The following is a 25,138-nucleotide window of genomic DNA, read 5'->3' on the forward strand; positions in this document are numbered from 1 at the left end:
AAAAGAAATGCACTTTTTTGAGGAAAGTATAGGGTTATTCTTGCAAGATAACCAAAATCGTCGTACCTTTGCAACGTCAAAAGACAAAAGTTCTTCAATAGAAAGCATAGAAATGCAATACAGAGGTATTAGTTAAGGTAATATAAAGATTGATTGATTTAGGTTTTAGTTAGAGTTAATAGTTAGTTAGAATTTGGTTTTAGGTTTATTAGTTAATTTGGAGATAGGTATTTCTAAGGTGTTAGAAAAAAGATTAGTTAGTAAGGATAACAAAGACGCAGTGGTGACACTCCGTTTTTTCTCAGAAAAAGGTTTTTAGTTATTCATAGATTGTTGGTGCCGCCCTCGAGTCGTTGATGACCCTTGAGCGGCTTTTTTTATGTTCACTCTTTAATCTGTAATGTTTAATGCTTAATGTTTAATCTTCAGCTTTTCAGCCCATCCTCCTTTAAACAAGCGTACAAGGAAGATAAAGCCACGGAATGACAGTTCTATAGCCATAGCCGTCCACACGCCACGTAATCCCCACTTGGGCGCCAACGTGGCTGCCAACGACAGGCGTACTGCCCACATAGAACCCAGACTCATCACAGCAGGAATAATGGTGTCGCCAGCACCAACGAAAATACCATTGGTGACAATAGCTGCAGCAAACATAGGCTCAGCCCATGCCTCAATACGCAGCACCTGAGCACCCAGCGCTATCACCTCATCAACAGGCGACATGATAGACATCAGCTGTGGTGCAAAAATCCACATGAGCACACCCATCAGTGTCATGACAACAATACCAAGCCCTACCGACATGCGGGCAAACGAACGGGTAAGCGACTTCTGACCAGCTCCTATACCCTGCCCCACCAGTGTGGTAGCAGCCTCAGCTATACCAAAACCTGGCATATAACAGAGACTCTCGACAGTGATGGCCAACGAATGCGCAGCAATGGCGATGGTTCCCAATGGCGCCACAATAAGCGTACTCACCATCTGTGCTGAGCCCATCAGCAGATGCTGCAACCCCATAGGAGCACCTATCTTGAAAGCAGTACCAACGGTATCCGACTTAGGCCGGAAAGACCCCGGACGCCCCACCAAGGAAAGCATCTTCGACTTGACAAGCAGGAAATAAAGCATCAGACTGGCTGTTACCAGCATAGCCATACCCGTGCCAAGAGCGGCACCCATCACACCTAAACCCAGGATATAGATAAAAAGGTAGTTGAACACAACATCCATCACACACATGCCAATATTGAGCATGGAGGGGATCTTCATGTTGCCCGAACATTTGAGCATGGAACCAGCTAAACCTTCCATCTGGAAGAATACACCGCAGGCACCAAATATGCCAAAGTAGAGCGATGCATCACGGGCTATCTCTGCCGTACCTCCCATCCAAAATGGTAAGAAGGGACTAATAAGTACAGAGATCAAAGATATAAGTAACGACCATACAAGACAGCACACCAACGACTGGCGCAACACCCTACGTGCCGCCTCAAAATCGTTGGCACCAATAAAATGGGCCACCTGTACAGAAAATCCCATATTAGCCGCCGAAGCCAAACCACCTAGCAGCCAACCAGTAGTCTCCACCAAACCGATAGAAGCTGATGCCTTGGCACCAAGATGGCCTACCATGGAGGCATCAATAAAGAACATAATGGTGGCTGAGATTTGCGCTAAAATAGAAGGAATACTCAAACTGACAATAAGCCATAGTTTCTCTCTCTGACTCATCATACGCCCTTCACGAATATATGATAGGAGCTGTTCGCTATTCTTCACCTTCTTCATGCGCTAGTTTTATTGAAAAGAAAAAGGATGTGACTTAAAAAATCACATCCTCATTTTGTTTTAGTGGGCGTTGACGGATTCGAACCGCCGACCCTCTGCTTGTAAGGCAGATGCTCTAAACCAGCTGAGCTAAACGCCCTCATTTCTTGTAAGCGGGTGCAAAGGTAAGAAGATTTTTTGAGAACGCTGCAAGTTTCTTCAAAAAACTATCAAAATTTAACTCTTATTCACACTTCAGCCTAACAAACGCTCAATATCGCCCTGTGGAAGGATACAAAGTATGGCTTTTCCATCAGGTGTGTAGTTGACATTCGAGCACGAGAAAAGATCGTTGATAATACTCTCTATCTCGTCATTAGTGAGCAACTGTCCATAGGGAATGGCTGCACGCTGGGCCAACCTTAAAGCCAATGAGGACTGAATGGATACCAACGTGTCGGCTGCATTGGCAGATGAAATCATATCGTGCAACAAGTTTTGTGGATTAACCCCTTCCAAACCTGCCGGGATACCATTCACGGCATAAGTATTACCACCCAGATCGCTGAGATCGAAACCATAAGCCATCAGTTCTGGCAACAGTTGCTGCATGTTCACAGCCTCTGATGGGGAGAGCGTAATGGTTTCTGGGAACAACAGTTTCTGAGTACTGATAACATGACCATCATGCTCCTTCAGATAACGGTCGTAGAGCACACGCACACTGGCACGATGCTGGTCGATAATCATCAAGCCCGACTTAACGGCCGTCATGAGATATTTTCCTTTATACTGATAGTGGGCAGGCGATTTCTCCGACAGAATCTCACTAGCCGTCTGAGGCTCTACAATGTTATCATCGTCGAACAGTGAAGGCTGCTGGGGGAAAGAATCTTGGGGAAAAGAATCTTGTTTCAAACCCTCATACAGACTCTCCCACTGGTTGGGCGTATTACTACTATGCCCACCACTACTCTGCTTGAAGGGATTGTAATCGGGGTTATAGTTAACCTTTGGCGCAGTGTAGCTGCTCTCCTGTAGCATGTCTTGATTGAATACAGGAATATCAGGCTGCCCTTGGGTATCAAAATCTATCGATGGCACCTCACAATACTTGCCGATACCATCACGCACAGCGGCAGACAGAATCTGCCAGATGGCCTGTTCATTCTCAAACTTTATCTCTGTCTTGGTAGGATGGATATTCACATCAATCTCGCCAGGCGCCACTTCCAGATACAAGAAATAAGGTATAGCCATACCTTCTGGCACCAAACGGTCATAGGCTTTCATCACAGCCTTATGAAAATAAGGATGCTTCATAAATCTACCATTGACAAAGAAATAGTCGCAACCACTCTTCTTACGGGCAGCCTCTGGCTTACCCACAAATCCCGTTACAGTACACATGGCTGTGTGAACCTCGACAGGCACCAGATCCTGGTTATACTGCTTACCAAACACATCGGCAATACGCTGACGTACTGACCCGGCACGCAGATTGAGCATCTCTACGCCGTTATGATGCAGTGTAAAGTGGATGGCAGGATAGACAAGCACAATACGTTCAAAAGCAGTCAGGATGTTATTCAGCTCAGTAGCATTGGTCTTCAGGAACTTACGACGGGCAGGCACGTTGAAAAACAAGTTGTCAACCTTAAAGTTACTACCTACCGGACATGACACGGGTTCCTGTCCAACTACCTTCGAACCAGCAATAGATATTTTGGTACCAATCTCATCTTCTTGACGACGCGTCTGCAACTCTACCTGTGCTACAGCAGCTATCGAAGCCAATGCCTCACCACGGAAACCCATCGTATTCAAGGCAAACAGATCATCTGCCTGGAGAATCTTTGAGGTGGCATGACGCTCAAACGACAAACGAGCATCTGTCTCGCTCATGCCTTTACCATCATCGATAACTTGAATGGATGTACGACCTGCATCCACCACAATAACGTGAATGGTAGCAGCACCAGCATCAACAGAATTCTCTACCAGCTCCTTGATGACAGAAGCCGGACGCTGTATCACCTCACCAGCTGCTATCTGGTTGGCAACACTATCTGGAAGAAGATGTATTAAGTCACTCATTGTTTTTTAGAACGCCAAATAAAAATATCGTAGCGATCGCGTGGGCGCACATAATCGTACCAGGCAAAACCTGGCAGATGTTTCCTTTCAAGGGGTATCTGGTTGAGCGGATACATCGTACCGCTACTTTTAGGAGTCCACACTTTCTGCAGTTTGCGATCTTTCAGGAACATGCGCAATTCGGCTGTTTCCTGATAATTATAGATGATGGCCACACTGTCGCCTTCCTCAAAATAATAGCCTATGAGCACATTGCCCTTAGCCTGAGTCTCACGGATAGCACCATCCAGGAAATAGGCAAACATCTCTTTCGACGAAACCTGATTAAACAAGGTGGAGTCACTGCGCAACTGCTGAATAGAGAAACAATTGTTGATGACATGGGCATGATCGATAAGTGAGTCTTTCATAAACACCTCGATACGATCACCCACCAACTGTTGGTTATTGTTCCACACAATAGGATCGTGATAGAGCGTCATGCATGAGTCGAGCGAGTTATAGATAAGTGAGTCGCAAACAGCCTGCACATCGGTGCGATAAGCACGTACATGATGGAAAGCAAAGATTTTACGATACACTGAGTCGGTCTCTATATTATATGTCACAACCTTAAAGGTGTCGGCATGCATATAGAGCGAGTCGCCTTGCGAATAATCGATAGCCACTGCACTGTCAGTACACAGCGCAAATCCTGTGTGCTCATAATACTCGCCGTAATTGCCTGTGAGCTTATTCTTGTTGACAGAATCAACATACACCACATTTCTGAAGGCCTGACTGAAACCTTCTTTTGAATCATAGTACACGCTGTCGCCCACCAGCATCTTACCCTGATTTGAGAGCACAGATCGGTTCATCAGGCGCGCACGGTCGTTCTTTGTATCGTAGTAACCTTGTTCTGAATAGATATGACTATCGCCCGAGGTAATGTTCGAAGGGCCCACGATATGCGCCATAGAGAGGCGCGTGTCGTAATAAAGGGTGTCGGTAGTAAGGAAGAACTTTGGACTCTTCATCTTCACATCATAGTTGAATACCGACATTTTACTTTTCGTATTATATTCACCCCAGTCTGAGGTCAAGGTAGTCTTACCATCAACCATCTTTCCGCCCTCAAAGAAATAAGCATTATCATAAAGACGGTCGAAATCAAGACTATCGGTATAGAGTGTGGTCTTCTTATGCTTGAGCACTACATTATAACGGGCACGGGCCATTTGCTCGTTACCATCGTAAAAGGCATAGTCGCTAAACAGTGAGAGGGTATCACCTTGATACATCTTCACGTGTCCAAAAGCCTCAAACGAATTGCTGCCCTCATAGAAATAAGCACTGTCGCAATAGAGGCGGGCTCCCTGATGAGTAAAGTGAACCTTACCATTCAGGATAGAGGCATCGGCATTCTTCGCCTGGTCGTAGTGCAGCACATCGGCATGCACCAGATACACACGCGAATCCTTCACCTGTGCTTTACGAGCAGCCACAGGACGACGACGTTGCTGCTTTTTCTGTGCAAAAGCAGACATCAGACCCACTAAGAGAGTCAGCGATAATGCAATGACAAACGATTTTCTCACTTAATCCAACCTTCGTATTCAAATGTACAATCCTTATAATCGTCGTTCAAACGGGTATAGGTACTCTTAATTTTATCTACTACCCACTGATGGATACGCTCTTCGCGACGCTTGTTAAGCACCACATCTTTCATGATCTGGAAATCCTCTGTTACAGAAGCTCTGTGACCATCAGTACGACTCTTCAACTTTGCAATCACGCATACGGTCTTACCACGCTGGTTAATCATCTGGAAGGCATGCGAGATCTCACCTACCTTCAGTGTGTCAACAGCCTTGGCTATCTCTGCTGGCAGGTCTTGCATACGGAACTTCGACGATGTCTTACCAGTACGCATCTGGTCGGTACTCAACAAGCCTTTGGCATTACGGGTGTCCTTATCATCAGAGATGAGTGAGGCAGCATCCTCAAAGCTGAACTTCTCGGCACGGATATCAGCCGCAATAGAGTCCAGACGACCGATAGCACGATCCACCGCATCCTGAGATACAACAGGCTTACGCAGGATATGGCGCACGTTAACCTTGTCGCCACGCTTCTCGATCAACTGAATAATATGGAAACCAAACTCCGACTCTACAATCTTCGACACCTTTTTGGGGTCAGTCAGATTGAATGCCACAGCCGCAAAGGCAGGATCAAGCGTTCCACGACCCATCAGACCGAGCTCACCACCACGACGGGCCGAACCGGGGTCTTCTGAGTACAACTGGGCCAGAGTCTGGAAACGTGTCTCACCTTTATTCACGCGCTCTGTATAGTTACGCAACTCTTCTTTTACACGGTTCAACTCTTCCTGCTCGATTTTTGGAGTCAACTGCACAATCTGCACCTCTACTTCTGTAGGTACAAAAGGCAGACTATCCTGCGGAAGAGCACTGAAATAACGACGCACCTCGGCAGGTGTTACAGAAATATCCTCAACAAGACTCTGCTTCATCTTCTGCACCATCTGACGATCTTTCATCTCCTCGCGCAGATCAGCACGAATCTGGGTCAGATTCTGATGTTTGTATTCCTCCAGGCGCTCACGCGAACCATCTACCATCTCGAGCCAGTAGGCAATCTGCTGCTCTACCTCCTGTGCCACGTCGGCATCGGTAACTTCGATACTGTCTATTTGCGCTTGATGCTTGAACAATTTCTGAACGGCAATCTGCTCTGGTATGGTGCAGTCGGGATTACCACTCCATTTCACACCTTCCATGGCCGACTGCATGCGCAGCGCTTCAACATCCGAACGCAGGATGGCTTCATCACCAACCACCCATACCACCTCATCAACGATGGTACCAATAGAATCCTTCTTCTGGGCAGTTGCTATCAAAGGCAAAGCCAGAAGGGCCAGTGTCATAACTTTCTTTATACTACTCATAGATGCTTATTTACTGATTTTAATACTTCTTGATTCACCTCTACCTGATAACGGTTTCGCAATGATTCCACCCATTCCGACTCCAGATAGTCCTGCAGATCTTCTATCACCTGTTGGCGCACATCCAGATAACTGTCCGGACGCTTCAGTTTTTTTCCAAGCACCGCCTCGAAAGGATAACTAGCTTCCTTAACCGAAGTAGAATTACCAGTCTTAAAAACCAGTCTATCCACGGTCTCATTATCCCCAAGCTTAAACAGTCCCATCTCTGCTTTCACACGGATCACAGAGTCTGAATTGAAGGTGGTGCGCAGAGCCTCTGTCCATTCTTCAAAGGGCAGCTTCTTCACACATTTTTTTACTGCCTTCAGGTCTTTTTTGTCTTTTACATGATAGGCCATACCTCTATAACGAGGTTCCTTCCATGTATAATTCTTCTTATGGGTATCGAACCAGGCCTTCTGTGCAATCTCGTCATTCTGGGCCTTATTCCATACCTCACGACTGCTGATTTCATAGAGCAACAGTCCATCGTGGTATTCTTTGAACAGATACTTCAGCGAGCTATTCACAGCTGCTACTGAGTCGGCTTGCTGCTGCATCACCTGTGCAGCATTCATCTTACCTGCCGAGGCTTCTACCTTGCCATGTAACTTCATCTCAGCTATCTCATGGCGGATACCACTACGCTCCAACTGGGATACTAGGGTTTGCCGCAACGCATCGAAAGACTCCAGCGGTTTACGTTCCTTCATCAAGATGATGTGATAGCCTAATGGACTCAGAAATGGTTCACTCAACTGACCGGGTGCCAGCGAATAGGCCACATCTTCAAACTCTTTCATGGCCTGACCAGGCGCTATCCATGGCAACTCGCCACCTCTGATAGCCGAACCTTTATCGTCAGACACTTGCTTGGCTAACTCGGCGAAGTCGGCACCAGCCTTCAAGGCACGATACACAGAGTCTATACGCTGATGTATTTTCTCCTGTTGCTGTCTGGTGGCTTGTGTTGACAATCTCAACAAAATATGTGCTGGACGCACCAAACCTTTCTGACCGATCATCGTTTTGGTGCGCTCATACATCCTACGTGCCTCTGCCAATACCTCAGCATCTGTAACCATCGTCGGACGCACCTGCTGGTCGCGATACATCTTATATTCCTGCTGGAACGACGATAGCGTGTCAAGTCTCGCATCGAGCGCAGCAGCCACCTTCAGCTTATAATTTATAAATAAGGTGAGATACTCATCCACCGACAACTTGTCGATAACGCCCTCACCATTATTCTTATTGTACGAATATTCGAACTCAGAACGAGGTACAGCCACCCCGTTGATAATCATCACAACAGGGTCGGCTGCCTGTGCCAATGTTTGCTGCGAAAAAATCGCAGCAAACAAGGAAAGGGCTATGGTGAGCTTTCTCATCATTAATCGTTTGGACGACTGTAGTTAGGAGCCTCACTGGTGATAGTGATATCATGTGGGTGAGACTCGTTCACACCGGCATTAGTGATACGAGTGAACTTGGCATCGTGGAGTTTCTCGATAGTCTGAGCACCACAGTATCCCATACCAGAACGCAAACCACCTACCATCTGGTAGATCACCTCCTGAACAGTTCCCTTATAAGGTACACGACCAGCGATTCCCTCTGGCACGAGCTTCTTCACATCCTTGGTATCAGCCTGGAAATAACGATCCTTAGAACCGTGCTCCATGGCCTCGAGCGAACCCATACCACGGTAACTCTTGAACTTACGACCGTTATAGATAATGGTGTCGCCAGGACTCTCCTCTGTACCAGCTACAAGTGAGCCGATCATCACACAGCTTCCACCAGCAGCCAAGGCCTTCACGATATCACCTGAGTAGCGCAGACCACCATCAGCGATGAGGGGCACGCCTGTTCCTTTCAGAGCGCTGAACACATCATAGACAGCACTCAACTGGGGTACACCAACACCAGCAACCACACGAGTGGTACAGATACTACCAGGACCGATACCAACCTTTACTGCGTCGGCACCATTCTCAACCAGCATCTTTGCTGCTGCTCCTGTAGCAATATTTCCAACCACGATATCGATATTGGGGAACGAAGCCTTGGCCTCGCGCAGTTTCTCGATAACACTCTTAGAGTGACCGTGGGCTGTATCAATTACAATGGCATCAACACCTGCATTTACCAAAGCCTGCATACGGTCGAGGGTATCAACTGTTACACCTACACCGGCAGCAACACGCAGACGTCCCTTCTCGTCCTTACATGCCATGGGCTTATCCTTAGCCTTGGTGATATCCTTATAGGTAATCAATCCAATCAGATGGTTATCCTTATCCACAACAGGCAGCTTCTCAATCTTGTTCTCCTGCAGGATCTGTGCAGCAGCTGTCAGATCGGTCTGCTGATGGGTAGTTACCAGATTCTCCTTCGACATGATTTCCTCAACGGGACGGTCTAAGCGACGCTCAAAGCGCAGGTCGCGATTAGTGACAATACCCACCAGGCGACGGTCGTCATCAACCACGGGGATACCACCGATATGGTACTCCGACATGATGGCGAGAGCCTGAGCCACAGTGCTTCCCAATGGAATTGTGATGGGGTCGTAGATCATACCATTCTCAGCACGCTTTACAATCGCCACCTCGCGTGCCTGGTTGTCTATCGACATGTTCTTGTGAATTACTCCGATACCTCCCTCACGGGCGATGGCAATGGCCATCTGACTCTCAGTCACCGTATCCATAGCTGCTGTTACAAAAGGAACATTCAGCTCAATGTGCTTAGAAAAACGGGTTTTCAGCTCCACCGTTTTTGGCAGCACCTCGGAATAAGCGGGAATCAACAGGACGTCGTCAAATGTCAAGCCGTCCATCACAATCTTGTCTTCAATAAATGATGCCATAATCTTTCTTATCTATTAATTCTTCAAATATTCAATCTCTCTAGTTAGCCATTTCCGAAATGAACTTAATACGTACCAGGCGGATCTCATCCTCCGAGTAGTCTTCGCCGAGCTCTTTCTCTGCCTCACTCAACTTATCGGTCTCACTTTCGGAAAAGTAATCATAGATATCGTCAATATGATCTTCATCCATTACCTCTTCAAGGAAATAGTCGATATCCAGTTTGGTGCCACTGTAAACAATAGCCTCAACCTCATCGAGCAGTTCCTCAAACTCAATACCCTGAGCTTCAGCAATATCATCGAGGGCTATCTGACGGTCGATACTCTGGATAATCTTCACCTTCAGCATCGACTTCTTAGCCACTGTGCGCACACGCATGTCAACCTGGCGCTCAATCTCGTTCTCTTCACAGTACTTGGCAATGAGGTCAACAAACTGCTTAGCATAGGGTTGCTTTACTTTTCCTTCGCCTACACCCTGGATATTCTTCAGCTCCTCGAGGGTGATAGGATAGTCGGTAGCCATCTGGTCGATAGACACATCCTGGAAAATGACGTAAGGTGGACGACCAAGCTGCTTTGACACCTTCTTACGCAAGTCGTGCAGCATGGCTGTGAGCACAGGGTCGAGCGAACCGATGTTACCATCATGCTCACCGGCATCGTAGTCATCAAACTCTACATCTTTCACAATCATAAAGGTATGGGGGGCTTTCAGGAATTTCTTTCCTGCAGCAGTCAACTTCAGCAGTCCGTAGTTCTCTACCTCTTTGCGCAGATAGCCGGCTAACAACGCCTGACGGATTACTGGGTTCCATATCTTCTCATCGTCATCGGCACCAGCCCCAAAAAGTTCCTGCTCCTCGTGGTGATGAGCCAGAATCTCTTCAGTAGGCTTACCAGTAATAAAATCAATCACATAGTCCGAACGGAAGTTCTCTTTTATAACCTGTATAGACTTCAGCACAGTCACCAACTGGTCTTTGGCTTCAATCTTGGTCTTTGGATGCAGACAGTTATCGCAGTTTCCACAGTTATCCTTCTCGTAGGTCTCACCGAAATAGTGCAACAGCATCTTTCGGCGACATACGCTGGTCTCGGCATAAGCTGCAGTCTCTGTCAACAACTGTCGACCGATATCCTGCTCGGCAACAGGTTTGCCTTCCATAAACTTATCAAGTTTCTGCAAGTCCTTATATGAATAGAAGGCCAGACAGATACCTTCGCCACCGTCACGACCAGCGCGACCTGTCTCTTGATAGTAACCTTCCAACGACTTAGGGATGTCATAGTGGATAACAAAACGCACATCGGGTTTGTCAATACCCATACCAAAGGCAATGGTGGCCACAATCACATCTATATTCTCCATCAAGAACTCATCCTGGGTATTAGAACGGGTGTTACTGTCTAATCCGGCATGATAGGCTGCAGCCTTGATGTCATTAGCACGCAAGATAGCAGCCAACTCTTCCACCTTCTTTCTCGACAGGCAATAGATGATACCGCTCTTACCAGAATGCTGCTTGATAAACTTGATGATATCCTTATCTACATTGACAGTCTTTGGACGTACCTCGTAGTACAGGTTAGGACGGTTGAACGAGCTTTTGAACTCAGCTGCATCTACTATCCCAAGATTTTTCTTGATGTCTGTACGTACCTTGTCGGTAGCAGTAGCTGTCAGTGCAATGATAGGAGCCTTACCTATTTCATTAACGATAGGACGTATCTTACGATACTCAGGACGGAAGTCATGTCCCCACTCAGATATACAGTGAGCCTCGTCGATGGCATAGAATGATATCTTAACAGAACGGAGGAACTCCACATTCTCTTCCTTTGTAAGCGATTCTGGTGCCACATACAGCAACTTAGTTCTTCCTGCCAGCACATCACTCTTCACCTGGTCTATAGCAGCCTTATTCAACGATGAGTTCAGGTAGTGGGCAGTACCCTCTGTTTCACTCATACTGGAAATCACATCCACCTGGTTCTTCATCAGCGCAATCAGCGGCGATATCACGATGGCCGTACCCTCCATGAGTAGCGAGGGCAACTGGTAACACAACGACTTGCCACCACCGGTAGGCATCAGCACGAAGGTATCGTTACCATCCATCAGGTTTTGTATAATACGTTCCTGATCACCTTTGAATGTATCAAATCCAAAGTATTTCTTCAGGGCTGCTGTAAGATTCATCTTTTCGCTCATAAAATATTAGTTAGTTTAGGCTTCTACACTAGGGAAATGCGACTTATCCAACTGTTTCGTCACATAGTCGGCGGTCACATTAAATTTCTTCGTTCTTTTCGATGGCATGTCATACATCGCATCCATCATGACATTCTCTACAATTGAACGCAAACCACGGGCGCCCAACTTATACTCCACGGCTTTGTCAACCAGTGTTTCAAGTGCCTCCTTATCAAAAGTCAGCTCAACGCCATCCATTTCAAACAGTTTCTTATACTGACGGATGATAGAGTTCTTGGGCTCAATCAGTATTTTCTCCAACGCCTCACGATCCAGTGGATTGAGATGCGTAAGCACTGGCAGACGTCCAATAATCTCAGGAATCAAGCCAAACGACTTCAAATCCTGAGGAACGATGTATTTCATCAGGTCGTTCTTATCAATCTTTCTGACGTTGGTTACCGAGTTATAACCTACCACGTGGGTATTCATACGCTGCGCGATCTTACGCTCAATGCCATCGAAAGCACCACCACAAATGAATAGGATATTACGGGTGTCAACATGGATATAATCCTGATCGGGATGCTTACGTCCACCCTTGGGAGGAACATTCACCATCGTGCCTTCTAATAATTTCAACAATCCTTGCTGAACACCTTCACCACTAACATCGCGCGTGATAGATGGGTTGTCACTCTTTCGGGCGATCTTATCAATCTCATCGATGAACACGATACCACGCTGAGCAGCCTCCACATTATAATCGGCCACCTGCAACAGACGTGACAAGATGCTCTCCACATCCTCACCTACATAACCTGCCTCAGTAAACACGGTGGCATCCACAATGGTGAAAGGCACATCAAGCAACTTGGCGATAGTACGTGCCAACAGGGTTTTTCCTGTGCCGGTGCTACCTACCATGATGATATTACTCTTCTCGATCTCTACATCATCATCTGTGGGTTGCTGCAGACGCTTGTAATGGTTATAGACAGCCACTGCCAAATAGCGCTTGGCATCGTCCTGACCAATAACATACTGATCCAGATAAGCTTTTATCTCTTTAGGCTTAGGCACCTTCAATGGTGCATCAGATGCTGCGCCCTTCTTATCCTTCGCAGTTGCCTTGGCATTTTCTTTCAGATTATCCTGCACGATCTGATAAGCCTGAACAGCACACTCATTACAGATATGACCATTCAAACCACTAATCAGCAGTGTTACCTCTTGATCACTTCTTCCACAAAAACTACAAACATTCTTCATGCCACTCATCACTTCTTTCTAATGAGTACCTCGTCAATCATACCGTAAGCCTTAGCTTCCTCAGCCGTCATCCAGTAGTTACGATCTGAATCAGCATAAACCTTATCATATGGTGTATGCGAATGTTCCGAGATAATGGTATATAACTCCTTCTTGAATTTCAGGATCTCCTTAGCTTCAATCTCAATATCCGAAGCCTGACCCTGTACACCACCTAATGGCTGATGGATCATGACACGACTATGAGGCAGAGCCGAACGCTTTCCTTCAGCACCAGCCACAAGCAGCACTGCGCCCATAGATGCAGCCATACCAGTGCAGATGGTAGCCACATCGCTGGTGATAAACTGCATGGTATCATAGATTCCCAGACCAGCGGTTACACTACCACCAGGCGAATTGATATAGATAGAGATGTCCTTACCAGGATCTGTTGAGTCCAGGAACAGCAGCTGTGCCTGCAGTGTGTTGGCGGTATAATCGTCTATCTGTGTACCAAGGAAAATGATACGATCCATCATCAAACGAGAGAAAACGTCCATCTGAGTTACATTCAACTGGCGCTCCTCCAAGATATAGGGATTCAAATACTGATTCTGAGCCTTCATCACGTCATCAACGACCAGACCGTTCATCCCTAAATGCTGTACAGCGTACTTTCTGAATTCATTATTCATACTATCAAATCCTTTCTTTTAAATATAGAGAAAAGGTTATCGACCTTCCTCATCTTGCGTTTGGGACACAAAGATAATACAAAAAGTCGATAACCCTTCTATTTTAGGGGTTATTTTTTCCTAAAAAAGCTTATTTTTCTGTCATAAGCTTATTAAACTCCTCAAATGTGACCTCTTTTGTATTCAGCTTAACCACATTTTTGAGGGCTTCAGTAAGCTTAACATCAACAGCACGATCTACGAAGTTGTCGATATTCTCACGCTTCTTCAACTGCTCGTTAGCATAGTTCTCCAGAACATCCTCGGGAACGTTGCTCATACCATACTGAGCAAACTGAGCACGCATAGCCTCCTTGGCTACGTTCTTAATGTCAGCCTCCTCAACCTTGATGTTCTGAGCAGCAACCAACTGCTCCTTGATCAGGTGCCAAGCCAGCTCCTTGATGCTGCCCTCGAAGTTCTTCTCAACGAAGTCGGCACCCTTATCCTGGTTGTTCTGCAGCATCACACGCTTCAGCAGAGCCTCTGGGAACTCCAGCTTACCAACCTTCTTCTCCATGTGCTTGCGTACATCGAGCAGGAACTTATAGTCGCTGTTCTGCTGCAACTGTGGAGCGATGCTCTCAGCAATCTTCTCACGGAAGGCCTTCTCGTCCTTCACCTCACCCTCGCCGAACACACGGTCAAAGAGCTTCTGATCAACCTCTGCAGGCTGGAAGTGACGAATCTCAGTAATCTGATAGCTGAAGTCAGCATTCAGATCCTTCACGTCTTCCTTCTTAACCTTCAGCAGGGCAGCAACCTCTGCATCGTTATCGGGATAAGCCTTCTTAGGATTGAAGGTGATGATATCTCCAGCCTTAGCACCATCGAAGAGCTTCTTCTGATCGTCGGCCTTGATATATGCAGGCATTACCATAGCGCCCTCGGTAGTGATACCACCTTCCTTGGTGTTACCATTCTCATCGAGCTCACGCATGTCACCTGTCAGAGTATCGTTACCGCTGAACACCTCAGCCTTTACGAACTCACCAGCCTGAGAAGCATACATCTGTACCTGCTCGTCAAGCATCTTATCGTCAACCTTGATGGTGTAATAATCAACCTTATCTCTACCAGTCAGCTCAGCCTTGAACTCGGGAGCGACAGCAATGTCGAACACAAATGTCAGATCATCTGCATTCTCAAAGTCCTGAGGAACCTGCTTCTCCTGATTTGGAAGGGGCTCACCCAGCATCTGGATCTTGTTCTCACGAACATACTCATACAACTTCTCACCCAGCAGCTTGTTAACCTCGTCAACCTTCACTGCTGTGCCATACTGCTTCTTAATCATTCCCATGGGAACCATACCTGGACGGAATCCGGGAACCTGTGCTTTCTTACGATAATTTTTCAGCTGCTTCTCTACTGCATCCTGATAATCTGCCTTCTCAACGGTCATAGTAAGCAGACCATTGATCTTGTCGGCGCACTCAAACGAAATTTTCATCTTTTTATGTACTTATTTATAATATATATTCAAATATTGGGGTGCAAAAGTACAAATAATCAGCGTAATATTTGCAGTTTTTCCATTTTTTAACTTTTGCTAGCCCACTATTTTAGCTTGTCGTTCTTCCTCAATTTGTTGGAAGTTTTTCTTTCTCAACTCAAACGATTCTGTGAGGTATTTTTCACGAACTATCTGATTAGTAGCCAACTCCTCAGGCGTGCCCTGGAAGAGGATTCTGCCTTCAAACAGCAAATAAGCACGGTCTGTAATGGCCAATGTCTCATCCACATTATGGTCTGTAATTAGGATGCCAATGTTCAGGTATTTCAACTTATAAACAATCTGCTGAATATCTTCTACAGCGATAGGATCGACACCTGCGAAAGGTTCGTCAAGCATAATAAACTTGGGTTCAATAGCCAGACAACGGGCAATCTCTGTACGACGACGCTCACCGCCCGACAGACGGTCACCAAGGTTCTTACGGACTTTCTCCAGACGAAACTCACGAATCAGCTCTTCCAACTTATTCAACTGGTAGTCGCGCGGCTTACCAGTCATCTCGAGCACTGAGAGGATATTATCCTCTACCGTCATCTTACGGAACACACTGGCTTCCTGAGCCAGATAGCCGATACCGGCACGAGCACGCTTGTAAACAGGGAATTTCGTTACATCTTCGTCGCCCAGATAGATATGACCGCCATTAGGAACAATCAGTCCTGTTGTCATATAGAACGAGGTGGTCTTACCAGCACCGTTAGGTCCTAATAGTCCCACAATCTCTCCCTGCTTCACATCGAAGCTCACATCGTTAACCACCGTACGCTTACCATAGCGCTTCACGAGGCCTTCAGTTCGTAATACAATACGTTCTTCTTCCATAATCGGCTGCAAAGTTAATTATTTTTTGGCACGAATTACGCGAATTTCACAAAAAATAATCTCAAATAGAAATAATTCGTGTTAATTCACGCAATTCGTGCCTTATTTTTAGTATCTTTGCACCCAAATAAAAATAGTTAGCTGGCGATGTTATTATATAAATGGCTGACCACCTTCGGTCGATATTTGATGCTGATGGGCCGTGTATTCTCACGCCCCGAGCGCATGAGAATGTTTCTGAAACAGTATGTCACCGAGATGACACAGTTGGGTATCAACTCTATCGGTATCGTACTCATCATCTCATTCTTCATCGGAGCCGTCATCTGTATTCAGATGAAACTCAACATCCAGAGTCCATGGATGCCACGATGGGTTGCAGGCTACACCACCCGAGAAATCCTACTTCTGGAGTTCTCGAGTTCTATCATGTGTCTGATCTTAGCAGGAAAGGTAGGCTCAAACATTGCCTCCGAACTGGGCACCATGCGCGTCACCCAACAGATTGATGCACTCGAGATCATGGGTATCAACTCTGCCTGCTATCTCATTCTGCCCAAAATCATCGGCCTTCTCACCATCATGCCGTTCCTGGTCATCTTTTCATCGGCCACAGGTATCATCGGTGCATACGGAACGGCCTACATCGGACATATCATCGCCCCAGATGATCTCACACAAGGTCTGCAACACGCTTTCATACCCTGGTTCGTATGGATGAGCATCATCAAAAGTCAGTTTTTTGCTTTCATCATCTCCAGTGTTCCTGCCTTCTGCGGCTATACCGTCGAGGGTGGTAGCGTAAACGTAGGAAAGGCATCTACCGACGCCGTTGTCACATCAAGTGTGCTTATTCTTTTTTCAGATGTATTCCTAACACAGTTACTGTCATGATCGAAGTTAAACAATTATATAAGAGTTTTGAGGACAAAGAGGTCCTGATAGATATCAACACTGTCTTTGAAGATGGGAAAACAAATCTCATCATCGGACAGAGTGGCTCCGGCAAGACGGTTCTAATGAAAAATCTTGTCGGTCTCATCGAACCTACCAGCGGTGAGATCCTTTACGACGGTCGCAACTTCGTGAGCTTGAGCAAACAGGAGAAAGTGATGATGCGCCGCGAGATGGGTATGATATTCCAGAGCGCAGCTCTCTTCGACTCAATGACAGTACTAGAGAACGTCATGTTTCCACTCGACATGTTCTCTTCAATGACACTTCGCGAACGCATCCATCGCGCCCAAGAGTGCCTGGACCGTGTAAACCTGAAGGGTGCCGACGAGAAATTCCCTGGCGAGATATCTGGCGGTATGCAGAAACGCGTAGCTATTGCGCGCGCCATCGCCCTCAACCCCAAATACCTATTCTGCGACGAGCCCAACTCCGGCCTCGACCCAAAAACATCGCTTGTCATCGACGAGTTGTTGCACTCCATCACTCAGGAGTATAATATGACTACAATCATCAATACCCACGACATGAACTCTGTGATGGGAATTGGAGAAAATATTATTTTTATTTACGAAGGTCACAAGGAGTGGCAGGGTGTCAGCAGTCAGGTTATGAGCGCAAACAATGCGCGCCTTACTGACTTCATCTTTGCCAGCGATTTGCTCAAAAACATGCGACGAATTGTCATCGACAACGGACTGTCACTCTAATCGCGCGCATATAAAATACCTTATTATTAAATAAAATTTTCTTAAAAGTTTGTACGATTCAGTTTTTTTACTTACTTTTGCACCAATAATGCGAATTATAACTTCCAATTTTAGCAATTTTATATGAAAAAAGAAATTAAGATTAAGAATCAGGTAGGCGAGTTAGAGAAAGTCAATGCCTTCATTGAGGAGATTGGTGAAGAGTTGCAGCTTGACATGGAGCTACTGATGAATTTGAATCTGGTAATGGAGGAGATGGTGTCTAACGTTATCTTCTACGCTTATCCAGAAGGAAAGACTGCCGACATTGAGCTTTCTGCCGAATTGGTTGGCCATCAGCTCACTTTCGTTCTTAGCGACAAGGGTCGCGAGTTTGATCCTACCATGAAGGAGGACATCGACACAGAAACTGACCCAGCCGACCGCGATCTTGGTGGTCTGGGAATCTACATCGTCAAGAACATCATGAACGAAGTTACCTACCAGCGACTGGAGGGTAAGAACTTGCTTACAATGAGAAAAGATTTAGAGGATTAATTACAAAACACAGCATTATGACACAGATTATCAAAGAAGGTGGAAAAACGATTATCAAGACTGGTTCACGCATCGACACTATGAACGCCAACCAGTTTGAGCAGGACATCCAGCCCGCACTGAAAGAAGGTGGTGTTGACTTGGAGATGGACTGCACAGAGCTTACTTATATGGCCAGCTCTGGTCTGCGTATTATCCAGAAGACCATGCGCACTGTTACCCAGTTGAAGGGACAGTTCAAGATTACCAACGTGTCGCCTGAGATCTACAAGATCTTGGCCATGACGGGATTCACCAAGTTTATGAAGGTTGAACAGAAAAATTAATATATTATGATCTGGTTGGTTGTCATACTTGCCATTACGCTCTTTGCCGTCTGCATTGTTCTGCAGATGAAGATTAAACACAGTCGCGAACAGGAGGCTGAAGGCCAGCAGCTGCTCGAAGATTACCAGAAGCGTGTCAACGAGATGGAGAAACTGCTCAAGGACTATCGTTCTCTCGAGCAGAATTTCGACAATGTTGGTCAGGGCTATGAAGAGGCCCTGATGGCTTTCGACAAGATGGAAGAGGAGAAACAGAAAGTACTGAAAGTAAAAGATGCTATCGAGAAGCAGTCTAATGAGATCATGGCCGCCAAGCAAAAGCTTGAGGAGACCATGCTCAAGAAGACAAGCATCATCGAGAAATATGCCGAGAGTATCCGACAGAAGCTCGATTATACGCATCCTAACGCAGGCCTCATCGCACTGACAACCCACCAGATTTTAAATGTGATTGAAGTCGAGAATGAACACCCCATTCAGAGCGAGGATAATGTGATGGCTCAGGACATAGCCGCTATGGCTATCCAGGAGTCGGGCATACAGTTCTTCCAAAAGGCAGAATTCAAGTGCCAGATGGTAGAGGAAGCTCAAGCCACAATGGTGTTCACCAACAGCAAATATGCTGTACGCGCACTGGTAGCACTGCTCGACAACGCTATGAAGTTCACTGCTCAGGGCGAGATTCTCCTGCTTATCAACATCGCAGGTTCAAATCTCGAGTTCTGCGTTGAGGACACCGGAACAGGCGTGTTGTCTGATTATGCCGAGAAGATTTTCGAGCCCTATACCAAACTGAACGATTTCTTCGAAGGAGATGGTATCGGTCTTACCGTAGCACGAAGCATTGCCCGCCGTCTGGGTGGCGACATCCAGCTTGACACCAACTACCGTGGAGGCGCTCGCTTTGTATTCTCGCTGCCAATCTAATTAATTAAACAACAAAACAGTAAGCCCCTCGCACTTCTGGTGTGAGGGGCTTTTCTATATATAATAAGGTGTCAACGTCGTTTAAAAGTTGTCTCCTGATAGACACCCGCTTGCACTTGCTGCCGCAGCAGCATCTGCCGTCGGGTCAGTGTCACCACCTCACACGCCTTGCGACCGTCAATATTCAAGCGCCGACCATCAAAGCTATAACCAACTGGCTGACCAGCGGCATCATCCATCCTGTTATACTCTGTGATAGTACGAGCCGTTATCACCCAATAAGCACCTCCTGCACCCGGTCGACTATAGCCAACCTCTTCGGTATAATACTGACTACTAACAGCATCCCATGTACCAATCAACTCGGCATCACCGCTGCTATCATTACCATCAGAATCTACGCTACAGGCACTTATACTAAAACCAAATAATAGAGCCATCATAGTGGCCATACCATACTTCATTCGTTCTGTCATAGGCTAACTTGTTTTAGGTTCTGTAGTATTTTCCTATGGCAAAAATAAAAAAAAGATGGCAAACTTGCAAGTATTTTGCCATCTTTTTTTCCACTCGGGTGATTTCATCGAGTCACCCGGGTGCCCTTAGAAGTTCCATTTAACGGCCAATGTGGGGTTAATAAAGAACTTCTTATCGCTTGTTGGATCAGTATTAAATACGAAGTTATTGCTAACCTCAACCTCTGTACCCAAACTGAAGTGATCGGTCACATTATACCAAAGCTGTGGCTCTGTCAGAATCACCAACTGTCCATGACCATTGGCCTTCTCGCCACGCCAGAAATCAATGAAGCCAGAGAAGCGGCACTTTTTATCCGCGAAGTCAAGGCCCCATACACCAGTCAACTGGAAAGAGTGATAGGCATTGGTATAGTCGTAACTCTTAAAATAACGCTTATACATGAGCTGTACCGAATAGGTCTTTGAGAAGTCGGCACTGTGACCATTCCAAGCACCACCCAACAAAGCTGCCTGCTGAAAACTCATACTACGATTCAAACCACCATTATACTCCACATGAGCAGCAAAACCCTTGTTGCCGATATTGAACTCACGCGAAATCTCGGCATAGGCACTCTCAGTAAACTTACGGCTGAAGTCGATATCCACGAAATAGAACCACGAACCCCATTTGTCGGCCTTAAACTGCTCAAGGGTCATCGTCACCTTCTGTCGACCATCTTCTTCATTCGAATAGATATTGCGACCGAAATCATAATGCAACTGCACATTCTGCGCATTTACACTCACGGCTGCTACAGCCATCAATACCAAACAAAATAACTTTTTCATATAACGCTTAATTAAATAATGTATTTCAGAATAAAGAATATAGCAAGGACATACATCACTGGCGACACTTCCTTATAACGGAAGGTGCATATCTTAATGGCCACAAACGATAGTAATCCGAGTACAATACCATCAGAGATACTGGCCGTAAACGGCATCGTGATAATCAGGATAAAGCAAGGGGCCACCTCCGAGAAATCACTGAAGTCAATCTTTGTGATGGTCTTCATCATCAGTGCTCCCACCAGCACCAGCGCTGAAGTGGTTGCTGCGGATGGGATAACCAGGAATACAGGTGAGAAGAACAAAGCCACAAGGAACAGGATAGCCACCGAGAAAGAGGTAAGACCTGTGCGCCCACCCTCGGCAACACCTGCCGAACTCTCCACGTAAGTGGTAACGGTTGAGGTACCGCACAAAGCACCTGCGGTAGTACCGATAGCATCGGCCATAAGGGCCTTACTCAAACCATGAATATGTCCGGTCTTAGGATCTGCCATACCTGCGCTGGTAGAAGTACCGATCAGTGTACCTAACGTATCAAGCAGATCCATAAACAACAGGGCGAACACAACAACGTAGTAGTTGAAGTCAAGCGAGATAAAACGCGAGAAGTCAAGTTGCAGCGCGATAGGAGCTATCGACGATGGCAAACTGACTATAGAGAAATTCTCAGGCAACTGCGTCACACCAAGAGGCACACCAACAGCTGTAATAATCAGAATCGTGTAGAACAGGGCACCACGCACATTCTGCGACATCAGGATGGCACCAAGCACGATACCTGCAAAAGCCAGCACCGATGCATTCGTCCAAGCGCCCAAGGTGGTCACCGTGGCAGCACTCGACACAATAAGACCACCATTCTTCATGCCGATATAGGCGATAAAAAGACCGATACCCACACTGATACTATAACGCAGATTCAGAGGAATAGCATTGACAATAGCCTCACGCACACGGAAAAAAGTCAGAAGGATAAATACAACACCTTCGAAGAACACCGCAGCCAGCGCCTCTTGCCAGGTGTAGCCCATCGTGAGCACTAAGGTGTAGGCAAAAAAGGCATTGATACCCATACCTGGTGCCAAAGCAAATGGCATCTTGGCATAGAAAGCCATCACAAGCGTAGCTACAGCGGCAGAGAGTACAGTGGCAGAGAATAGCGCACCCTTATCCATACCCGTCTCACCCATAATCTGTGGGTTGACAGCCAGGATATACGACATCGTGAGGAAGGTCGTCAGACCTGCCAGCACCTCGATCTTGACGGAATGCTTAGACGCATCAAATCCAAGCAATAACAATAGTTTATTCATAACTTTTATTTTAAGTAAGTTTTCAATCTATCAATCATTAACCTAGCCGCATTATCTGGTGCCTTTTCATCGCCTAAGGCACGTTTCACATCCTGATAACCTGACAGCATGCGTTCGCGGGCCTCACCTGCCAGAATCTTATCAAGCTCGCAGCGGATATTGGCAACGGTGAAAGAACGACCGAGCAGTTCGGTCACCACCTCTCGTCCTGCCACGAGGTTCACCAACGAAACATATTTTACCTTTAGGAAATGCTTTCTCACAAAGTCTGCTACCGGAGGGATGGGCAGCTTATAGCAAACCACCTGTGGCACACCAAACAGACAGGTCTCAAGAGTAGCCGTACCACTGGTCACCAGCGCGGCATGGGCGCGAGAGAGCAACTGATAGGTTTGTCCAAACACCAGTTTTACTTCCGAGCCTTGCACAAACTGCTGGTAATAGGCTGCTTCTATACCAGGAGCGCCTGCCACCACGATTTGGTAATCATTTTCATATTTTTTAGCCGCCTCAAGCATCGCAGGCAGATTGTCCTTGATTTCCTGCTTTCTAGAACCAGCCAACAAGGCAATAATCTTCAAAGAAGAGTCCTCCTTCGTCGAAGAATCCTTCAAGAACTCACGCACCTCATCAGCCGTGGGATTACCTACGTAGTGTATAGGATAATGGTGTTTCTTCTCAAAGAAATCCACCTCAAACGGCAGGATCGAGAACAGTTCATCCACATCGCGCTTGATATTCTTAATACGATATTCCTTCCAAGCCCATATCTTCGGCGAAATGTAATAATAAACAGGAATGCTTGTATTACTTTTTACATACTTCGCAATCTGAAGATTAAAACCTGGATAATCCACCAATATCAAGCAGTCAGGCTGCCAATCTACAATATCCTGCTTACACATCTTCATGTTACGAAGAATTGTAGGCAGGTGCAACAGCACTGGAATAAAGCCCATATAGGCCAACTCTTTATAATGCCGCACGCGTTCACCACCTACGGCAGTCATCAGGTCACCACCAAAGAAACGAAATTTAGCCTCAGTGTCAATATCTTTCAATGCACGCATCAAATGAGATGCATGCAGATCACCTGAAGCCTCGCCAACTATCAAATAATATTTCATAACTGCCAGTCAGCTATCTGTTTTATGGCTTGATAAGCCGTCACATCTATCTGCGTAGGAGTGATAGCAATATAGCCATGCTCCAATGCCCATCTATCGGTATCTTCGGCATCGGGCTCATCATTACGATAATGCCCCACCATCCACCAATAATCGTAGCCTCGGGGATGATGGCATTTGGTGCACTCATTATACCAAGTTCCAAAAGCCATTCGGCAAACTTTTATCCCATTATAACTAGCCAAACTAGGAAAATTCACATTCAAGCACACGCCTTTGGGCAAACCCTCGGCCAGCACACGCTGGGTAATCTTCCTCACATAAGGGCGCAGCGGTTCAAAATCGGCATCAGCATGCTGGTCGCACAGAGAAAATGCCAACGAGGGGATATACTTCAGACAGCCCTCAATGGTCACACCCATCGTACCACTGTAATGGGTATTAACCGAAGCGTTATCACCATGGTTAATACCTCCTATCACCATATCTGGCTGGCGCGGACAGATATTTGCCAACGCCATTTTCACACAATCCACCGGTGTACCATTACAGCTCCATATCTCTACACCTTCCTCTTTCCGCTGCAGATTCAGACGCAATGGGATGCCTGCAGAAAATGCACACGAAAAACCACTGCGAGCATCATCAGGCGCACAGACTATAATATCAGCTACATCTCTCAACATCTCAACCAAACAATTAATACCTTTTGCCTGGAAGCCGTCATCGTTCGAAATGAGCAACAATGGTCGTTTAATTTCCATAAAATATCAACGATTTGGCTGCAAAGTTACAAAAATCTCTTAATTCTTAACGATTAATTCTCTTTTTTTTAGTAACTTTGTGCCCAAATTTCTTATTTTTATCAAGATTAAGTCAAATCAAATGGGAAAGATTATTGCTTTAGCAAACCAAAAAGGCGGTGTAGGCAAAACCACTACAACCATCAACTTGGCAGCATCACTGGCCACGTTGGAGAAGACCGTATTGGTAGTCGATGCCGACCCTCAGGCCAACGCATCGAGCGGCTTAGGCGTTGACATAAAGGATGTAGAGTGCTCACTTTACGAATGCATCATCAACAAAGCCGATGTGCGCGATGCCATCTACACCACCGACATTGATGGACTGGACATTATCCCCAGCCATATCGACCTGGTAGGTGCCGAGATTGAGATGCTGAACCTGAACGACCGCGAAAAAGTCATTAAGAACATGCTCGCACCCATCCGCAACGAGTACGACTTTATCCTTATCGACTGTTCGCCTTCATTAGGACTCATCACCGTCAACTCACTGACAGCAGCCGATTCTGTGATCATTCCCGTACAGTGCGAGTATTTTGCCTTGGAGGGTATCAGCAAACTGCTCAACACCATCAAGATTATTAAGAACAAATTAAACCCAATGCTTGAAATAGAGGGATTCCTGCTGACGATGTACGACAGCCGTCTGCGCTTGGCCAACCAGATTTATGACGAAGTGAAACGCCACTTCCAGGAGCTGGTCTTCAAGACCGTTATCCAGCGCAATGTCAAACTGAGTGAGGCCCCAAGCCACGGATTACCCGTTATCCTCTATGATGCCGACTCAACAGGTGCGAAGAACCATCTGGCACTGGCACAGGAAATCATCTATAAGAACAAAAAGTAA

The 25,138-nt window shown here is 46.3% G+C and carries 22 protein-coding genes and 1 tRNA gene; 6 read left to right on the plus strand and 17 right to left on the minus strand.

The features are described from left to right. Positions 1-411: 411 nt before the first annotated feature. From T360_RS0105830 to lptB, 12 genes are all read right to left on the minus strand, one after another. Positions 412-1,797, minus strand: a complete 1,386-nt coding sequence (locus T360_RS0105830; RefSeq protein WP_028911948.1) for an MATE family efflux transporter — start codon at positions 1,795-1,797, stop codon at positions 412-414. 64 nt (positions 1,798-1,861) lie between these two features. After that, positions 1,862-1,936: transfer RNA gene (locus T360_RS0105835), tRNA-Val, on the minus strand. A 95-nt stretch (positions 1,937-2,031) separates the two neighbouring features. Next, a complete protein-coding gene (gene mutL / locus T360_RS0105840; RefSeq protein WP_028911949.1) occupies positions 2,032-3,873 on the minus strand; it encodes a DNA mismatch repair endonuclease MutL in 1,842 nt (613 codons plus the stop codon). Further along, positions 3,870-5,453 (minus strand): OstA-like protein, encoded by a 1,584-nt coding sequence (locus T360_RS0105845; protein WP_231488105.1) that lies wholly within the window; start codon positions 5,451-5,453, stop codon positions 3,870-3,872. Before T360_RS0105845 ends, mutL begins: the two co-directional genes overlap by 4 nt. Next, complete coding sequence (locus T360_RS0105850) at positions 5,450-6,829, minus strand: peptidylprolyl isomerase (RefSeq protein ID WP_028911951.1); 1,380 nt, start codon at positions 6,827-6,829, stop codon at positions 5,450-5,452. Before T360_RS0105850 ends, T360_RS0105845 begins: the two co-directional genes overlap by 4 nt. Beyond that, positions 6,826-8,262 (minus strand): peptidylprolyl isomerase, encoded by a 1,437-nt coding sequence (locus T360_RS0105855; RefSeq protein WP_051523429.1) that lies wholly within the window; start codon positions 8,260-8,262, stop codon positions 6,826-6,828. The genes T360_RS0105850 and T360_RS0105855 overlap by 4 nt, the downstream gene beginning before the upstream one ends. Before the next feature lie 2 nt (positions 8,263-8,264). Beyond that, positions 8,265-9,746: an IMP dehydrogenase gene (guaB, locus tag T360_RS0105860; protein WP_028911953.1), complete on the minus strand. Its 1,482-nt coding sequence runs from the start codon at positions 9,744-9,746 to the stop codon at positions 8,265-8,267. A 40-nt stretch (positions 9,747-9,786) separates the two neighbouring features. Next, a complete protein-coding gene (gene recQ / locus T360_RS0105865) occupies positions 9,787-11,964 on the minus strand; it encodes a DNA helicase RecQ (protein WP_028911954.1) in 2,178 nt (725 codons plus the stop codon). A 15-nt stretch (positions 11,965-11,979) separates the two neighbouring features. After that, positions 11,980-13,218: an ATP-dependent Clp protease ATP-binding subunit ClpX gene (clpX, locus tag T360_RS0105870; RefSeq protein ID WP_369793494.1), complete on the minus strand. Its 1,239-nt coding sequence runs from the start codon at positions 13,216-13,218 to the stop codon at positions 11,980-11,982. Positions 13,219-13,226: 8 nt separating this feature from the next. After that, entirely contained in the window at positions 13,227-13,895 is a 669-nt protein-coding gene (gene clpP / locus T360_RS0105875) for an ATP-dependent Clp endopeptidase proteolytic subunit ClpP (RefSeq protein WP_028911956.1), read from the minus strand. A 130-nt stretch (positions 13,896-14,025) separates the two neighbouring features. Continuing rightward, entirely contained in the window at positions 14,026-15,387 is a 1,362-nt protein-coding gene (gene tig / locus T360_RS0105880; protein WP_028911957.1) for a trigger factor, read from the minus strand. A 99-nt stretch (positions 15,388-15,486) separates the two neighbouring features. Continuing rightward, positions 15,487-16,275 carry an LPS export ABC transporter ATP-binding protein gene (gene lptB, locus T360_RS0105885; protein ID WP_036928940.1) on the minus strand — a complete coding sequence of 263 codons (789 nt, stop codon included), beginning with the start codon at positions 16,273-16,275 and terminating at the stop codon, positions 15,487-15,489. 147 nt (positions 16,276-16,422) lie between these two features. Between lptB and T360_RS0105890 the strand changes: the two genes are divergently transcribed. The 5 genes from T360_RS0105890 (at position 16,423) to T360_RS0105910 (ending at position 19,729) form a co-directional block, all read left to right on the plus strand. Further along, complete coding sequence (locus T360_RS0105890; protein WP_028911959.1) at positions 16,423-17,169, plus strand: ABC transporter permease; 747 nt, start codon at positions 16,423-16,425, stop codon at positions 17,167-17,169. Further along, entirely contained in the window at positions 17,166-17,939 is a 774-nt protein-coding gene (locus T360_RS0105895; RefSeq protein ID WP_028911960.1) for an ABC transporter ATP-binding protein, read from the plus strand. Before T360_RS0105890 ends, T360_RS0105895 begins: the two co-directional genes overlap by 4 nt. A gap of 123 nt (positions 17,940-18,062) precedes the next feature. Then, positions 18,063-18,476, plus strand: coding sequence for an ATP-binding protein (locus T360_RS0105900; protein WP_028911961.1), 414 nt, complete (start codon positions 18,063-18,065; stop codon positions 18,474-18,476). 17 nt (positions 18,477-18,493) lie between these two features. Continuing rightward, positions 18,494-18,802, plus strand: a complete 309-nt coding sequence (locus T360_RS0105905; RefSeq protein WP_028911962.1) for an STAS domain-containing protein — start codon at positions 18,494-18,496, stop codon at positions 18,800-18,802. A gap of 6 nt (positions 18,803-18,808) precedes the next feature. Beyond that, positions 18,809-19,729, plus strand: coding sequence for an ATP-binding protein (locus tag T360_RS0105910; protein WP_028911963.1), 921 nt, complete (start codon positions 18,809-18,811; stop codon positions 19,727-19,729). 71 nt (positions 19,730-19,800) lie between these two features. Here T360_RS0105910 and T360_RS0105915 read toward each other — a convergent pair whose 3' ends face one another. The 5 genes from T360_RS0105915 to surE form a co-directional block, all read right to left on the minus strand. Then, a complete protein-coding gene (locus T360_RS0105915; RefSeq protein ID WP_155949392.1) occupies positions 19,801-20,205 on the minus strand; it encodes a hypothetical protein in 405 nt (134 codons plus the stop codon). A gap of 126 nt (positions 20,206-20,331) precedes the next feature. Continuing rightward, a complete protein-coding gene (locus T360_RS0105920) occupies positions 20,332-21,039 on the minus strand; it encodes a DUF5020 family protein (protein ID WP_028911965.1) in 708 nt (235 codons plus the stop codon). 11 nt (positions 21,040-21,050) lie between these two features. Next, complete coding sequence (locus T360_RS0105925; protein ID WP_028911966.1) at positions 21,051-22,358, minus strand: NCS2 family permease; 1,308 nt, start codon at positions 22,356-22,358, stop codon at positions 21,051-21,053. Between the two features lie 5 nt (positions 22,359-22,363). Further along, positions 22,364-23,485, minus strand: a complete 1,122-nt coding sequence (lpxB, locus tag T360_RS0105930; protein ID WP_028911967.1) for a lipid-A-disaccharide synthase — start codon at positions 23,483-23,485, stop codon at positions 22,364-22,366. After that, positions 23,482-24,249, minus strand: a complete 768-nt coding sequence (surE, locus tag T360_RS0105935; RefSeq protein WP_028911968.1) for a 5'/3'-nucleotidase SurE — start codon at positions 24,247-24,249, stop codon at positions 23,482-23,484. The genes lpxB and surE overlap by 4 nt, the downstream gene beginning before the upstream one ends. 121 nt (positions 24,250-24,370) lie before the next feature. On the opposite strand from surE, the gene T360_RS0105940 reads away from it, so the two are divergent. Further along, positions 24,371-25,138 carry a ParA family protein gene (locus tag T360_RS0105940; RefSeq protein ID WP_028911969.1) on the plus strand — a complete coding sequence of 256 codons (768 nt, stop codon included), beginning with the start codon at positions 24,371-24,373 and terminating at the stop codon, positions 25,136-25,138.

The sequence above is a fragment of the Prevotella sp. MA2016 genome (genome assembly GCF_000619825.1).
GTDB lineage: Bacteria > Bacteroidota > Bacteroidia > Bacteroidales > Bacteroidaceae > Prevotella.

What these genes read in the sequence shown, in the direction of transcription:
- lpxB (WP_028911967.1), bottom strand. Translation starts at nt 23,485, where the DNA reads ATGAAATATTATTTGATAGTTGGCGAGGCTTCAGGTGATCTGCATGCA.
- mutL (WP_028911949.1), bottom strand. Translation starts at nt 3,873, where the DNA reads ATGAGTGACTTAATACATCTTCTTCCAGATAGTGTTGCCAACCAGATA.
- recQ (WP_028911954.1), bottom strand. Translation starts at nt 11,964, where the DNA reads ATGAGCGAAAAGATGAATCTTACAGCAGCCCTGAAGAAATACTTTGGA.
- T360_RS0105915 (WP_155949392.1), bottom strand. Translation starts at nt 20,205, where the DNA reads ATGACAGAACGAATGAAGTATGGTATGGCCACTATGATGGCTCTATTA.
- T360_RS0105890 (WP_028911959.1), top strand. Translation starts at nt 16,423, where the DNA reads ATGTTATTATATAAATGGCTGACCACCTTCGGTCGATATTTGATGCTG.
- clpX (WP_369793494.1), bottom strand. Translation starts at nt 13,218, where the DNA reads ATGAAGAATGTTTGTAGTTTTTGTGGAAGAAGTGATCAAGAGGTAACA.
- T360_RS0105850 (WP_028911951.1), bottom strand. Translation starts at nt 6,829, where the DNA reads ATGAGTAGTATAAAGAAAGTTATGACACTGGCCCTTCTGGCTTTGCCT.
- T360_RS0105855 (WP_051523429.1), bottom strand. Translation starts at nt 8,262, where the DNA reads ATGAGAAAGCTCACCATAGCCCTTTCCTTGTTTGCTGCGATTTTTTCG.
- T360_RS0105925 (WP_028911966.1), bottom strand. Translation starts at nt 22,358, where the DNA reads ATGAATAAACTATTGTTATTGCTTGGATTTGATGCGTCTAAGCATTCC.
- T360_RS0105900 (WP_028911961.1), top strand. Translation starts at nt 18,063, where the DNA reads ATGAAAAAAGAAATTAAGATTAAGAATCAGGTAGGCGAGTTAGAGAAA.
- T360_RS0105940 (WP_028911969.1), top strand. Translation starts at nt 24,371, where the DNA reads ATGGGAAAGATTATTGCTTTAGCAAACCAAAAAGGCGGTGTAGGCAAA.
- guaB (WP_028911953.1), bottom strand. Translation starts at nt 9,746, where the DNA reads ATGGCATCATTTATTGAAGACAAGATTGTGATGGACGGCTTGACATTT.
- clpP (WP_028911956.1), bottom strand. Translation starts at nt 13,895, where the DNA reads ATGAATAATGAATTCAGAAAGTACGCTGTACAGCATTTAGGGATGAAC.
- T360_RS0105895 (WP_028911960.1), top strand. Translation starts at nt 17,166, where the DNA reads ATGATCGAAGTTAAACAATTATATAAGAGTTTTGAGGACAAAGAGGTC.
- lptB (WP_036928940.1), bottom strand. Translation starts at nt 16,275, where the DNA reads ATGGAAGAAGAACGTATTGTATTACGAACTGAAGGCCTCGTGAAGCGC.
- tig (WP_028911957.1), bottom strand. Translation starts at nt 15,387, where the DNA reads ATGAAAATTTCGTTTGAGTGCGCCGACAAGATCAATGGTCTGCTTACT.
- T360_RS0105920 (WP_028911965.1), bottom strand. Translation starts at nt 21,039, where the DNA reads ATGAAAAAGTTATTTTGTTTGGTATTGATGGCTGTAGCAGCCGTGAGT.
- surE (WP_028911968.1), bottom strand. Translation starts at nt 24,249, where the DNA reads ATGGAAATTAAACGACCATTGTTGCTCATTTCGAACGATGACGGCTTC.
- T360_RS0105905 (WP_028911962.1), top strand. Translation starts at nt 18,494, where the DNA reads ATGACACAGATTATCAAAGAAGGTGGAAAAACGATTATCAAGACTGGT.
- T360_RS0105830 (WP_028911948.1), bottom strand. Translation starts at nt 1,797, where the DNA reads ATGAAGAAGGTGAAGAATAGCGAACAGCTCCTATCATATATTCGTGAA.
- T360_RS0105910 (WP_028911963.1), top strand. Translation starts at nt 18,809, where the DNA reads ATGATCTGGTTGGTTGTCATACTTGCCATTACGCTCTTTGCCGTCTGC.